Genomic DNA, 13,109 nt, shown 5'->3' with positions numbered 1-13,109 from the left:
TGTACCACGCGGAGCGGTCAGGCCGACGGCGCGGGCTTGGACGGTTGCGCGTCCGGGCGGCGCAGGTACAGCGGGGTGAGCTGCTCGCTCGGGGCGCCCGCGAGCAGGCGCGGCGAGGCGAGTTCGACGAGTTTCACCAGGTCAGGGTAGATCGCGGTGGCCTCGGCGTCCATCGGGAGCTCGTCGGCGTACTTGCTCGCGCCTTCGCCGATCGCGTAGTCGGCGCGGGTGTCCGGCAGCTCGCTCGGCTTGCAGACCTGCGGTTCGCCCTCGCGCACGCCGTCTTCGTAGACGGCCCAGTAGATCTCCTTGCGGCGCGCGTCCGTGGCCGCGAGCGCGCGGCCCCTCGTGTTGGCGCCGATGCCGTCGAGCGAGCAGACGCCGTAGACGGGGATGCCCGCGCCGTCGGCGAACGCGGCGGCGGTGACCATGCCGACGCGCAGGCCGGTGAACGGCCCGGGGCCGACCCCGGAGACGACCGCGTCGACGTCCTTGACGGTGCGACCGGCATCCGCCAGGCAGCCTTCGATGAACGGGGCGAGCTTCTCCACATGCCCGCGCGCGTCGATCTCGCGGCGGAACGAGGTCAGGAACAACTCGTCGTCATCGAGGTCGACGAGCGCGGCCTGCACTGCGGCAGTGGACGTGTCGAGTGCGAGGACCCTCATGCGACGGCGCCCACGGGCGACGCGGCACCGATCGACGGCTCGCGAGCATCGCCGAGACCCGACGCCAGGCGCTCGGCCCAGTCGCCGCCGCGGCCATGGAGCACGACCTCGCGGACCTCGTCGGCCCGGCGTTCGATCGCGATCTCCAGGTGCGACTCGGCGAGGCGCTCGGCCAGGCCCGCGCCCCACTCCACGACCGTGACGGCCGTGTCCACGTCAGTGTCGAGGTCGAGGTCGTCGAGCTCGTCGAGGGTCTCCAGCCGGTACGCGTCGACGTGCACCAGCGGCACGCCCGCGGTGCCCGCGCGGTGCGAGCGCGCGATCACGAAGGTGGGGCTGGTGATCCGCCCCTCAACGCCGAGACCGGCGCCGATGCCCTGGGTGAGAGCCGTCTTCCCGGCGCCCAGCGGGCCGGTGAGGATCACGAGGTCGCCCGCGCGAAGGACCGCGGCCAGGCGCACCCCGAACTCGTGGGTGTCGTCGGCCGTCTGGAGCTGGAGCCTCACGTTTCACTCCTCCAAGTGCATGTCGATGGGCCGCGTCGTGTCGGCGCGGCGCTGTCTTGCCTCCCGAACCGCGTCACGGTTCGAGACGGTGCCCGTGGTGACGGGAGAACGGCGACCACCTGCGGTGCCGCCCCGGATCGCGCTCGAACGGCGTCGCCTCCGGTGCGGCGGACACGGCGGAACCCCTGCCGATCTCAGCCACGACTTTGTCGATCATCTCCAACAAGAGTTGTGAGATCTCACCAGGATACTCCAGCTGCGGTGAGTGAGCCGCCTCGGCTATGAGCACGAATCGCGACCCTCCGAGCGCCTCCGCCAGCCTTCGCGAATGCTCCGGCGGTGTCAGCAGGTCCTCGTCACCGACCACGACCAGCGCCGGAAGCCCCTTGAAGAGCGGCAGCGTCGCCGTCTCGTCGTGATCGAGGATAGCGCGCGCGTAGCCCACGATGCTCTGCATCGAAGTCCGCCGGTTCATCTGCTCGACCAGCGTGACCAGGGACGCGGGCGGGTCGATGTGCCCGAAGGCGGCCTTGCGGGTGAGCAGCCACCCGAGGTCGCCGGCGAGGAGCCGGGACCGGTCGATCAGGTCCGGCGTCCAGCCCGCGACCTGCTGCAGCATCGGCAGCACGGTGCGCCGCAGCCGCCGCAGCGCGCGCATCGGCTTCGTCTCCACGGTGTCGAGGCCGGCCGCGCTGCTGGAGAGGAACGCGACGCCCTTCGCGCGCTCGCGAAAGTCAGCTTCATAGAGGCGCGCGTACACCTGGATCGTCATGCCGCCCATGGAATGCCCGACCAGCACCAGCGGCCCGCGCGGGGCCACGGCCGCCAGCACGTCGTGCAGCACCTCGGCCAGGTCCTCGATCCCGTACTCCGTACGGGGAAGCGGGCCGGACCGCCCGTGGCCGGGCTGGTCGTACAGGACCGCCCGCAGGGACACGTCGCTCCGGTTCAACTCCGCGATCGCCTTGCGCTGGAAGTAGAACGTGGCCATGTCCTGCATGTAGCCGTGCACGAAGACCACCGTGAGGTCGGCGTCCTCGGGGCCCGCGGTCTCCACGTGGATCGGCACGCCGGCGCGCGACTCCACCGTGAACACCGAACGCTGCGGCGGCAGCTCGAACGGCTCGTGCGCGTACGGGTCGATCGACGACGCCCGCGTGCGCCGCGCCAGGTACCGGGGGATGCCCCAAGCCAGGGCGGCGCCGAACGCCACACCGCCGGTCACGCCTCCGGCGACCGCCAGACCGCGCCTCCGGCGGGACTGCTTCTCACTCATGCGGCCTCGCAATGCCTTCGAACACCAAGCCCTCCGAACACCAGCTCTCCGAACACCGAGTCCCGTCCAACGAGTCCCGTCCACCACTGGGTCCCGTCCAACGAGCCCCGCCCACCGAGTCCCGTCCACCGCCGGGACCGCCGCAGTGCAGCAGACGCGGCGTTCCGTACTCAGGCGCCCCCGAGGGGCGCCAGGCCCCGGTTCCACAACCGCGGCACCCGCGACCCGAGCCCCGTCAGCACGTCGTTCGGGATCGTCCCGGCCCATGCCGACCAGTCGTCCGCGTCGGGGTGCTGCGCGCCCGCGCCGATGAGCACCACCGGCTCACCGGGTTTCACCGCGTCGTCGCCGCAGTCGACCATGAACTGGTCCATGCAGATCCGGCCCAGCACCCGGCGGCGCCTGCCCGCCAGGTACACCTCAGCTTTCCCCGAAGCGGCCCTCGGCACACCATCGGCGTACCCGAGCGGCACGAGCGCCACGTTCGTGTCCCGCTCCAGATGCACGGTGTGGCCGTAGGAGATGCCGGTGCCCTCCGGAATCCGCTTCACCGACATCACGACCGACCGCACCTCGATCACCGGCTGCAGGTCGACCGCGAACTGCGGCACCGGGTTGTAGCCGTACAGGGCGATGCCGGGTCGCACCATGTCATAGCGGGTCTGCGGGTCGGCGATGAGCGCCGCCGAGTTCGCGAGATGCCGCACTTCAGGCTCCAGTCCCGACGCGGCCACGGTCTCCAGGAACCGCTCGAACGCCGCCTTCTGCTCGGCGTTCGCCGGGTGGCCGATCTCGTCGGCGCACGCCATGTGGCTCCACGCGCCCACGACGACCAGTGAACCGGCCGCCTGGTGCTTCGCCGCGGCTTCGGCGACGAACGCCCATTCGTGCTCGGCGACGCCGCCGCGCGACATGCCGGTGTCGCCCTTGAGGTGGATGCGGGCGGGACGCCCGGCCCGGTCGGCCGCCGCGGCGACCGCGTCGAGCTGCGCCAGCGAGGAGACCCCGAGTTCGATCCCCGCGCCCACGACCTCGGTCAGGCCGGGCTGGTCGGGGGCGAAGAAGAAGGCCATCACGGTCGTGTCCGCGAGGTCGGGCAGGCGCTTGAGCTGCCATGCCTCCCTGAGGGTCACGACCCCGAGGCTCGCGGCCCCGGCTTCGATCGCGACCCGCCCGGTCGGGACCATGCCGTGCCCGTACCCGTCGGCCTTCACCATCGCCATCATCGGCACCCTGGCGACGGCCGCCAGCGCCTCGACGTTGTGCGCCAAGCGCCGCCAGTCGGCACTGGCCTTCGCCAGGCCGGACATGGTCCCGAACTCGGGCTCGGTCAGGACGCGGAAGTTGTCGATCGCCACATATGCAAGGGTACGTGCCCGCCGCCGAGGGCCCGGACAGCAGCGCTCCGGCCAAAATCCTGCAGGATATATCCTATAGGATCCATCGCCAACTCCCGGATCTTGCAGGATATATCCTATAGGATTCGCTGCCCCGCCCCCAGATCCTGCAGGATATATCCTATAGGATGTGCGATCCGGGGGCGGGGCAGCGGCCTTACGCGAGCTGTTCGCGCACCGTGCGGGCCGCTGCGACGAGGCCTTCCAGCGACGGCCGGACCTCCTCGTAGCGGCGGGTCTTCAGGCCGCAGTCCGGGTTCGCCCACACCCGCTCCGGGCCGAGCGCGGCCACCGCGAGGCGCAGCGCTTCGGCCATGTCGTCGGCGGCGGGGACGCGCGGCGAGTGGATGTCCCACACGCCCGGGCCGACCGCGCTGCGGTAGTTCGCGCGGTCGAGGTCGGCGAGGACCTCCATCTTCGAGCGCGAGGCCTCGATCGAGGTCACGTCTGCGTCCAGCGCGGCGATCGCGTCGATGACCTCACCGAACTCCGAGTAGCAGAGGTGAGTGTGGATCGAGGTTTCCGGCCGCACGCCCGCGGTGGCGATCCGGAACGAGCGCGTCGCCCAGTCCCGGTAAGCCGCACGGGAAGCGGCCCGCACCGGCAGCAGCTCGCGCAGCGCGGGCTCGTCGACCTGGATGATCGCCGTCCCGGCGGCCTCGAGGTCGGCCACCTCGTCGCGCAGCGCGAGCGCGACCTGGTCGGCCGTCTCCGCCAGCGGCTGGTCGTCGCGCACGAACGACCAGGCCAGGATCGTCACCGGCCCGGTGAGCATGCCCTTCACGGGCTTCTCGGTGAGCGACTGCGCGTACGAGGTCCACTCGACGGTCATGGGCGCCGTCCGCGCGACGTCCCCGTAGAGCACGGGCGGGCGGACGCAGCGTGAACCGTAGGACTGGACCCAGCCCGCGGCGGTGGTCGCGAAACCGGTGAGCTGCTCCGCGAAGTACTGCACCATGTCGTTGCGTTCCGGCTCGCCGTGGACGAGCACGTCCAGTCCGAGCTTCTCCTGCTCGGCGATGACGATGGCGACCTCGGCCTTCATGCGGGCCTTGTAATCGGCGTCGATCATGAGGCCGCGGCGGTGCGCGGCGCGGGCGTTGCGCAGCTCCGCGGTCTGCGGGAACGAGCCGATGGTCGTGGTCGGCAGCAACGGCAGCGGCACGCGTTCGGCTTGGGCCGCTTGGCGTTCGGCGTAAGGAATGCGCCGGTCGGCATCGGCGCCCAGTTCGGCGAGCCGCGAGCGCACGGCCTCGTCGCGCCAGGCGTCAGGAGCGTCCGGACGCGCCGCCCGCGAACCCTCCGGGTCGGCGAGGGCGGTGATCTCGCGGAGCTTCTGTCGCGCGAACGCGAGCCGTTCGATCAGCGCGTCGGGCAGCTCGTGCTCAGCATCCAGATCGACGGGCACGTGCAGCAGCGACGAGGACGAGGAGACCGCGACGCGATCGCTGATGCGTTGCAGCCGTGAGATATCGGCGCCAGCCTGAGCGAGGTCGGTGCGCCAGATGTTGCGGCCGTCGACCACACCCGCGAGCAAAAGTGTTTCACGTGAAACATTCAGTGCCTCAAGTGCTTCCAGGTCACTGCGGCCACGCACGAGATCCAGTGCGACACCTTCGACCCCAGCCTCCAAGAGCACCGGCAGTGCCTCGCCGAAGGGCCCGTATCCGCCTGCGACGACGATCGCAGAGCGGGCGACCAGCTGGCGGTACGTCGCGGCGACAGCCGCGAGCTCAACCTCGGACCGGTCCGCGCAGAGCGCGGGTTCGTCGATCTGGACGAGCTCCGCCCCCGCGTCACGCAGGGCCGCAAGCAGCTCCACGTACACCTCGACAAGGTCGTCGAGCCGGTCGAACGGCGCGAAATCGGCGGGCGCGTCCTCGCTCGGCTTGGCGAGCAAAAGTAGCGAGACCGGTCCGAGCAGCACAGGCCGCGCGTCCAGGCCGCGCGCCTTCGCCTCCAGGAACTCGGCGACCGCCTTGCCAGGCTTGGCCGCGAACACCGTCTCAGGCCCGATCTCCGGAACCAGATAGTGGTAGTTCGTGTCGAACCACTTCGTCATCTCGAGCGGCACGGCCTCCTCATCACCCCGCGCAGCCGCGAAGTAGGAGGCGAGCTCGCCCTCGCGGCGGTGCCGGGGCGCCAGCGCATCGACGGCCACGATGGTGTCGAGCACGTGGTCGTAGAGCGAGAACGTCCCGGTGGGGACCGTGTCGAGCACGGCGAGATCGTCGAGCATCCCGGAGCGGACGGAAGCGGCGGCGGCTTCGAGTCCGGCGGCGTCGAGCCGGCCGGACCAGTGGGCCTCGAGCGCGCGCTTGAGCTCGCGGTTCGGGCCGATGCGCGGGTAGCCGAGTGCGGTGGCCTGCGTGTTTGCGGGCACGCTGGTAGGTGCGTTCATGTGTCAGTTCCCTCGAACTTGCGACAACGGGACCGCGCGCGGTCGCGCGCGGTACGCGGGCAGGTATTCGGACTCGAGGGCTCTGGTTTTCCTACTCCCCACCGCTTCCCAGGTTCCGGGCCCAGTGCTCATGGCGGGTTTCGTTCCCTCTCACCGCTGCGGGGCAGTCCTGGATTCGCACCAGATTCCCTCTTAGCCGGGGCGGTGTGCACCGCTCCGGAACCAGCGTCGGAACCGATGGTACGGCCGCACACCGATTTGCGCCTCGAACAAGGCCGCACTGTGGGACGAGCGCGGTTCGATCCCTTCGGCGCATGGGTAGGCTCGGGGCTCATGAGCACCAGACCTGTAGCAGTAGTCACTGGAGCGAGCAGCGGGATCGGGGCCGCCGCCGCGAGATCCCTCGCCAAGGCCGGGTTCGACGTGGTCCTGGGCGCCCGCCGCGTCGACCGGCTCGCCGAAGTCGCAGCAGCTATTGAAAAGGCCGGGGGCGGCGGCCGCGCCATCGCGCTCGACGTCACCGACGCCGCCTCGGTCGAAGCCTTCGCAGGCCAGATCGACCGGTGCGACCTCCTGGTCAACAACGCGGGCGGCGCCCTCGGCCTCGAATCGATCGCCGACGCCGACCTCGACCTGTGGCAGCGGATGTACGACGTGAACGTCCTCGGCACCATCCGCGTCACCAAGGCGCTCTTGCCGAAGCTCATCGAATCCGGCAACGGCCAGGTCGTCGTCATCGGCTCCATCGCGGCCCACCAGCCGTACCCCAACGGCGGCGGCTACAACGCGGCCAAGCACGCGGAAGCGGCCGTCACCCGCGTCCTGCGCCTTGAACTCCTCGGCCAACCCGTCCGCGTCTGCGAGATCGACCCTGGCATGGTCGAGACCGAGTTCAGCCTCGTCCGCTTCGAAGGCGACCAAGCCCGCGCCGACGCCGTCTACGCCGGCATGACCCCCCTCACCGCCGACGACATCGCCGAAACCATCACCTGGGTCGCCACCCGCCCCGCCCACGTGAACGTCGACCAGATCACGATCACACCCCGCGACCAGGCCGGGGCCCAACAAGTCCACCGCCGCAACCAGTAGCAGCCCCCCCCCGCCCCCCCCCCCTCATCCCAGACCTGGGGTGGGGTGCGCCGGGGGGGGGGGGGGGCCCCCACCCCCCACGCCCAGCTTTCAGCTCGCTGTGCAGAGTCTCACCGCGCGAGTTGTTCCCGGACAAAGGCACCGACCTCGACGAGGTAGTCCTCCACCGTGATGCCGGAATCGCCGACCTCGTCATTGCCGCCTGTCGCCACGATCCCCACTTGCAGGTTGCCGGCGGCCCCGCGGCAGACGAACTGCGATGTGCCGCCGATGCTCGAAGAGCAGTACCCGGAGTCGAACCCCGCGATCGATTCTGCGTCGATCTGTTCGAAGTCACTGGAACGTATCGTCTCGATCAGACCTGAATAGTCTTCGAATTCATCGTCGGCGAGGACCTTGACTTCGAGGCTGATGGATTGATGTTCAGCGCTGCCGCCTCCGGGATTCCACGTCCAACTGCACTCGTACCAGGGATCATCAAGGAACCGTCCGTGATCGATCCTGGCCTGCGAGAACGCAGCAGGCGAGAAAACATCGCTAATGACTGCAGGGTCCCCGAGGCAGTCGTCCCCCCATGCCGCAGGAAGCTGATTCCGGTAAGGGAGCGGTCGCGCCAAGATGATGACAACCGCCACAACCGCAATTGCCGCCGATATCGATATCAGCAAGATCAGTCGATTTCGACTGCGTCTATTCAACCGCGTTCGGTTCTGACTAGTAGGCGGATTCATGGTAGAAACTGTCTCCTGAGATCTCATCGCCACCGGGCGGGGCCGGAATTGCAATCTGACCGATATTCCATTGGGCGCAAATGGTTTCGAGATCATCGAAGATCTCTTGGTCGGCTGTGCTGACAGTCTCTTCAAGGCGGCGAAGATTATCCGAAATGCTCGAAAGCAATTCTTCTCGATTCTTCCCTTCGATTTGCCCGTACGCCTGCTCGAACCCGTAGACGCTCGAAATCAGGGATCCGACTGCGCCTGCCCCGGTACCAGTGACCGCCAACGCCGCCGTGGCACCTGTCGCCGCGACGGCGGCGAATCCAGCCGCCGCGATGGTGACCACTGCTGCGACGAGGCCGACTGTGAGCGCCTTCAACGTTTCCTTGTATGTTTCGATCATCTCATCGGCGAGTTTGATCGACGATTCGAGCAAGCTCTTGACAGCTATTTTCGAATCCCCTACGAGCGCCGTCAGCGAGATGCATGCGTTGATCTCAGCGGCGAGCAATGCCGCCTGCCGTGACTGCGCCGGTTCGTATCCGGTGAAGTAGGTTTCGAAGGCTTCAGCAGCCGTCCCATTCCAGCTACCGATATTGCTCAGCACGTTTCCCGGCGCGCCCTGGAGATCGACCATGCCGTAAGCGACCGACTCGAAATGCTCCTTCGCGCCCTCGAACTGAAGGGGGTCGATACCGACGATACGGCGACAGCGGTCGGGGAGCGAGCCCAGCAACTCGGAGTCCGCGCTTATGACGCGTGCTTCGTTCTGCGCCTGGATCGCGCTGTACAGCTGCCAGAACGCTGTACCCGCGATCGGGATCGCCTGGACGGCCGCCGCAGCCCAGAACTGGTCGACGGTCTGCTCGAGATTGTCGATCTCGTTCATCTTGAGTGCAAGCGTGTACAGGTCACTGTCCAGGGCTTGCAGTGAGTAGTCCTCAGGCATGGCCGTTCTCCTCTACTTGCAGTGGCACGGGGGTTCAGGCCTGCGGCCGGACCTGGTTTCGACTGTCGGGATAGACCGGGGCCTTCGGCGGCGCCATCATCGGGCCTGCGAGCTCGTTGTCTGCGAGGTAGGCGTCGAAGTCCGACTGAGTCTCCTCGTCCACTGCGGCGTAGGTGTTCGCGACCTCGATGAGGGTCACAGCTGCTGATTCGACGTTCTCGCAGCTCCTTGCGAAGGCGAACTGGATGTCGTCCCGGAGGGAGGTCAATGCCCGTCCGGACTGGAGCGCGCTCTGGCCGCGGCTCACCGCACCACCCGTGGGCGGCTGGTCGAGGTCGTACTGGGTTGCCTCCTCGATTTTGGAAGAGAACCGGCTGTATTCATTGGAGAGGGGCCGAAGCCCTTTGGTGGCGACCTCGTATAGCTCGCCGAGATCGGCGGCGAACTGACTGCCTTCGCCGTATGAATCGGGCATGAGGATAGTGCTCCGTCGTCTTTGGTGGGGTTTGCGAGGCGCTGCGCTGGTGACGAGGTTACTACGGATCCAGTCGATCCGCGGTTCACGGAGCCGCGATCGTTCTCGGATCGCCGCCCCGGTCAGGGTGTTCACCCGTCGCGTTCGTTGCTGGTCTCGACCCAGGTGCGCCGGCGTGGCGGACGATCGACTCGTGATGGTCGACGTCCCATTCGACACTTAGCGGTGCCGAGACCCGAAGGCCCGCTTTACCGGTGTTGAGGCGGCGCACCAGGATCGGTATGCGCAGCTTGGCGATCGGGCCCGGGTTGGTTTGCGCGCGTTCCGCGGGAGTCAGCGGCGCACCCCTGCGCAAGGCATCTAGAAGCCTCCTGCTTCCCCTGAGTTTCATGTACCCCACGTAATCGCCTCCGCGGCTAGAGTAATCACTGCTCCCGACTCACCTCCAATCCCCACGGAGACGACAATTGGTTACACATCTCCTGTCCCTCCCATCCTCGCGTTCAAACCCTTTCCGATGCAGGGCACCGGAGGCCGCTCATGGCTGGCGCCGACGTCTTCACGATGGAGCCCGAAGAGGTCCACAAGTCGGTGGAGATCCTCTTCGATGTCGAAGCCGAGGTCGATGCGCAAACCGTGACGCTGATCGACAGCACCACCGAACTCGCGCAGCAACTCAAGGACTCTGACACCGCCCTTGGCCCGGCGCTGGCTGAGGCTGCGGAGTGGTGGCAGCTCTTCCGTGCGGGAGGATTCTCGCGACTGTGCGGCAACACTGGCGAGTACCTCGCGGTCTGCGCCGAGGAAGCCGTCGAAGTCGACGAGTTCAATGCCGGCGACTTCGCCTCCCTCGCCGACCATGACCGCTACCCCGGCCGGGCCAACGAGAGCGCCTCGGCCCGCCCCGACTGGTAGGACGCAGCCATGAGTGAGATGTCTTGGAAGGACCTCCGCGACCTTGACTGCGGCGCGATTCAGACCATCGGAGTGCACTGGAGCGGCTACGTGCCAAAGATGACCGAGCAGACGGAGCGTTTGCGAAACGACGTCATCGCAGGCCATCTGAGCACCGAGAATTTTGAGTCCGAAACCGCTGACCTCGTTCGTGACCAGATAGACCTGTTCACCGGTCGGTTCGAAGACGACCTCAACGACTACGCACATGTGCGGGTCTCCACGGCGCTGCTCGAAGCCGCCGAAGCGCTGAAGGCCGAACAGGATGAGCTTCTGGAAGTAACCGGGCTCATCGAGGATCGCTGGTACGAGATCGAGGGGGACAAGAGCAACTACGAGGTGAATCCGAGCGGGAAGTTGCACCGCTCGATCTACCTGCACCTTGACCCACCCCAGTGGCTCTGCGAACGCGTGGGCATCGAGAAGCCCTCGGCCTGGTACGACCTCCTCAGCGAATCCGAGGTGATGGTCAATCTCGACAAGTTCCACGAATCGGCGAAGGAACTCGGCGAGCAGTACCAGGACTGGTTGCGTTCCATCATGTCTCGTGCGCACGATGCCGACGACGATGCAGCTGCCGCTCTTGCAGCCATGCGAGAGAACCCTCCCGAACTGCCTCCCGAGCTGGGTGCGACCTACGACGACTTGATCGACGACTACAAGACCGAGCTGAGCGAGGAGATCGCCGCCGAGATGGAGGCGATCGCCAACGGCGAGTCCGGCATGTCGCCGGAACAGGTCAACCGGTGGTGGGAGGGCCTGAGCGACGCCGAGCAAGAAGCCCTGGTATCCGAACACCCCGAATGGGTCGGTCCTACGGACGGTATCCCTACAGATGTCAGGGATACCGCCAACCGGACTGCTCTCGACAACGAGATCGAAGGCATGGATGACAGGATCGCTGCGATCGAGTCCCAGATGGCGCATATGGAGGCGTATGGATCCGGGGACGGGGCCTACGGCGGCAAGTCCTACACAGAGCTTCAAGCCGAACTCGTTGAGCTTCGGGAAGACCGCGGACTTCTTGGGGACCTCCGGAATCAAGTCACCGACGACGGGAAACCAGCGATCTACGGAGAGACAGGTCAGCCTTACTATCTGCTCGGGTTCGATTCGGAGGGTGAGGGGCAGGCGATCGTCTCGATCGGCAACCCTGACACCGCCGCCTATGTCAACGCCTATGTTCCGGGGACTGGGGCAAATCTCGGCGAGGTAGACGGCGGCCTCATGAATCGTACCGAGACCATGGCCTATGACGCTTACCGCAAGGATCCGGAGCATCAAACGGCGACGGTTCTGTGGATGGGGTATGACGCACCGGACAACGCCATGCCGTTCCAGAACGGTGCCGGCCTGGACGTCGAAGCTATGCATTCAAGTCAGGCAGAGGACGCCGCCGAAGACCTTTCATCGTTCACGCAGGGAATCAGGGCCACCGCAGAGAACGAGCCGGCAGAGTTGACGCTTACCGGGCATTCATATGGCACTACCGTCATCGGCACCGCCGCTGCTACCGAAGGTGTCGACGCGGACAACCTGATTCTGGTGGCATCACCGGGAACAAGCGTCGACACGGCGGATGCGCTCGGCGTTGGTGCAGAGAACGTCTGGGCCACTACGAACTCTGAGGACATGATCCAGTACACCGCCGTTCACGGGACCGATCCGACCTCAGAGGCATTCGGCGCGAATGTCTTCTACAGTGAGCCTGTCGGCTGGAATCCCATTTCCAATCACAGCGTCTACTGGGGCGACGCCAACGAAGAAGAGGGCCGAAGCACTATGGGGCTCATCGTGACCGGTCAGAAGGGCTAACGGGATGAACGAACGACTCGCACCTGATCCGCCATCACGACGCGAGGTCGTGCTACTGATTGCTGTTGCCGCGGCTTTCGCTGCCACCAGCTGTACCACCCTAGGAGATGCCATGGACAGCCCGCCCGAGTCTGAATACACCCAAGCTGAGGCGTACGCGCCGATGGAAGCCGCGGTCGCCGACGCGATCGACGTCCTGCCCGAGTTTCCCGGCTTCGAACGACGTCTCTGGCGTGAATTGGTTTGCAGCCACAATGGCGTTGATGATCCGGATTACACCAATATTGAGATCGTCTACGAGTTTTCCCCCCAGAACTCGGAATCGGACCTCGTCCGGAAGCAGTACGTAGATGTGCTCCGTGAGCACTGGACTGCGCTCGGCTATGAGATCACCCTCGACAAGAGTGATGAACTGTCGAACGGCCGAGTCGATCGGGATCTCAGTGCGGATCGTGAAGACGGGATCCACCTGTGGTATTCCGTTTGGGGCCTTGCCGCTTTGACCGTTCAGTCCGGCTGTGTTCCCGTTAGCGACAGCAGCGATATCGAGTACATTTCCCCAGCCGGAGGCGTCGAGCCCGGCGGCGAGGGAGATGTCGTCGGCGAATACTTCCCCGACGGCATCCCTACCGACCAGGCCGTTGCCATCGATCCCTTCGTCGGCACGCAAGCCGCCACAGGGCCCATCCACTTCGACTCACCGGATTCCTACGACGGACTGATCTGAGATGACCCGGCTTGAGGTTGATCCCAGCTGCGTCGCCTCGGCCTTCACACTGAGATCGACCGACGATTCCGCCCTCGACTTGCAGGCCAAGAACCTCTCCGTCGCTGGTCGCTCAACGAACACGGCAGGGGTT

General features: G+C 66.6%; 12 protein-coding genes and 1 riboswitch. Of the genes, 4 read left to right on the top strand and 8 right to left on the bottom strand.

The genetic code is table 11. The annotated features are described in order from the left end of the window. Positions 1-17: 17 nt before the first annotated feature. From tsaB to metE, 5 genes are all read right to left on the bottom strand, one after another. On the bottom strand, positions 18-668 hold the full coding sequence (tsaB, locus tag O2L52_RS15370) for a tRNA (adenosine(37)-N6)-threonylcarbamoyltransferase complex dimerization subunit type 1 TsaB (RefSeq protein WP_270116554.1): 651 nt from the start codon (positions 666-668) through the stop codon (positions 18-20). Then, a complete protein-coding gene (gene tsaE / locus O2L52_RS15365; protein ID WP_270116552.1) occupies positions 665-1,174 on the bottom strand; it encodes a tRNA (adenosine(37)-N6)-threonylcarbamoyltransferase complex ATPase subunit type 1 TsaE in 510 nt (169 codons plus the stop codon). Before tsaE ends, tsaB begins: the two co-directional genes overlap by 4 nt. 73 nt (positions 1,175-1,247) lie before the next feature. Further along, positions 1,248-2,450 (bottom strand): alpha/beta fold hydrolase, encoded by a 1,203-nt coding sequence (locus O2L52_RS15360; RefSeq protein ID WP_270116551.1) that lies wholly within the window; start codon positions 2,448-2,450, stop codon positions 1,248-1,250. A gap of 170 nt (positions 2,451-2,620) precedes the next feature. Further along, positions 2,621-3,808 carry an alanine racemase gene (alr, locus tag O2L52_RS15355; protein ID WP_270116549.1) on the bottom strand — a complete coding sequence of 396 codons (1,188 nt, stop codon included), beginning with the start codon at positions 3,806-3,808 and terminating at the stop codon, positions 2,621-2,623. A 196-nt stretch (positions 3,809-4,004) separates the two neighbouring features. Further along, positions 4,005-6,248, bottom strand: coding sequence for a 5-methyltetrahydropteroyltriglutamate--homocysteine S-methyltransferase (gene metE / locus O2L52_RS15350; RefSeq protein WP_270116547.1), 2,244 nt, complete (start codon positions 6,246-6,248; stop codon positions 4,005-4,007). Between the two features lie 41 nt (positions 6,249-6,289). Then, a riboswitch (cobalamin riboswitch) is annotated at positions 6,290-6,490 on the bottom strand. A gap of 91 nt (positions 6,491-6,581) precedes the next feature. Here metE and O2L52_RS15345 point away from each other — a divergent pair. Further along, positions 6,582-7,337 (top strand): SDR family NAD(P)-dependent oxidoreductase, encoded by a 756-nt coding sequence (locus O2L52_RS15345; RefSeq protein ID WP_270116545.1) that lies wholly within the window; start codon positions 6,582-6,584, stop codon positions 7,335-7,337. Between the two features lie 110 nt (positions 7,338-7,447). On the opposite strand, the gene O2L52_RS15340 is transcribed toward O2L52_RS15345, so the two are convergent. The 3 genes from O2L52_RS15340 to O2L52_RS15330 form a co-directional block, all read right to left on the bottom strand. After that, positions 7,448-7,972: a hypothetical protein gene (locus O2L52_RS15340; protein WP_270116543.1), complete on the bottom strand. Its 525-nt coding sequence runs from the start codon at positions 7,970-7,972 to the stop codon at positions 7,448-7,450. 79 nt (positions 7,973-8,051) lie between these two features. Next, positions 8,052-9,005 (bottom strand): hypothetical protein, encoded by a 954-nt coding sequence (locus tag O2L52_RS15335; protein ID WP_270116542.1) that lies wholly within the window; start codon positions 9,003-9,005, stop codon positions 8,052-8,054. Between the two features lie 34 nt (positions 9,006-9,039). Next, entirely contained in the window at positions 9,040-9,615 is a 576-nt protein-coding gene (locus O2L52_RS15330) for a hypothetical protein (protein WP_270116540.1), read from the bottom strand. Positions 9,616-10,020: 405 nt separating this feature from the next. On the opposite strand from O2L52_RS15330, the gene O2L52_RS15325 reads away from it, so the two are divergent. From O2L52_RS15325 to O2L52_RS15315, 3 genes are all read left to right on the top strand, one after another. Beyond that, a complete protein-coding gene (locus tag O2L52_RS15325) occupies positions 10,021-10,395 on the top strand; it encodes a hypothetical protein (RefSeq protein WP_270116539.1) in 375 nt (124 codons plus the stop codon). 9 nt (positions 10,396-10,404) lie between these two features. Next, a complete protein-coding gene (locus O2L52_RS15320; protein WP_270116537.1) occupies positions 10,405-12,249 on the top strand; it encodes an alpha/beta hydrolase in 1,845 nt (614 codons plus the stop codon). 112 nt (positions 12,250-12,361) lie between these two features. After that, positions 12,362-12,976, top strand: coding sequence for a hypothetical protein (locus O2L52_RS15315; RefSeq protein ID WP_270116536.1), 615 nt, complete (start codon positions 12,362-12,364; stop codon positions 12,974-12,976). Positions 12,977-13,109 lie beyond the last annotated feature (133 nt).

It is taken from the genome of Glycomyces algeriensis, assembly GCF_027622855.1.
Classification (GTDB): domain Bacteria; phylum Actinomycetota; class Actinomycetes; order Mycobacteriales; family Micromonosporaceae; genus Glycomyces; species Glycomyces algeriensis.
This window is presented reverse-complemented; position numbering and strand designations above follow the sequence as displayed.

Coding starts and splice junctions, on each gene's coding strand:
- tsaB (WP_270116554.1), bottom strand. CDS start 668: ATGAGGGTCCTCGCACTCGACACGTCCACTGCCGCAGTGCAGGCCGCG.
- O2L52_RS15360 (WP_270116551.1), bottom strand. CDS start 2,450: ATGAGTGAGAAGCAGTCCCGCCGGAGGCGCGGTCTGGCGGTCGCCGGA.
- metE (WP_270116547.1), bottom strand. CDS start 6,248: ATGAACGCACCTACCAGCGTGCCCGCAAACACGCAGGCCACCGCACTC.
- O2L52_RS15345 (WP_270116545.1), top strand. CDS start 6,582: ATGAGCACCAGACCTGTAGCAGTAGTCACTGGAGCGAGCAGCGGGATC.
- O2L52_RS15335 (WP_270116542.1), bottom strand. CDS start 9,005: ATGCCTGAGGACTACTCACTGCAAGCCCTGGACAGTGACCTGTACACG.
- O2L52_RS15325 (WP_270116539.1), top strand. CDS start 10,021: ATGGCTGGCGCCGACGTCTTCACGATGGAGCCCGAAGAGGTCCACAAG.
- O2L52_RS15320 (WP_270116537.1), top strand. CDS start 10,405: ATGAGTGAGATGTCTTGGAAGGACCTCCGCGACCTTGACTGCGGCGCG.
- O2L52_RS15315 (WP_270116536.1), top strand. CDS start 12,362: ATGGACAGCCCGCCCGAGTCTGAATACACCCAAGCTGAGGCGTACGCG.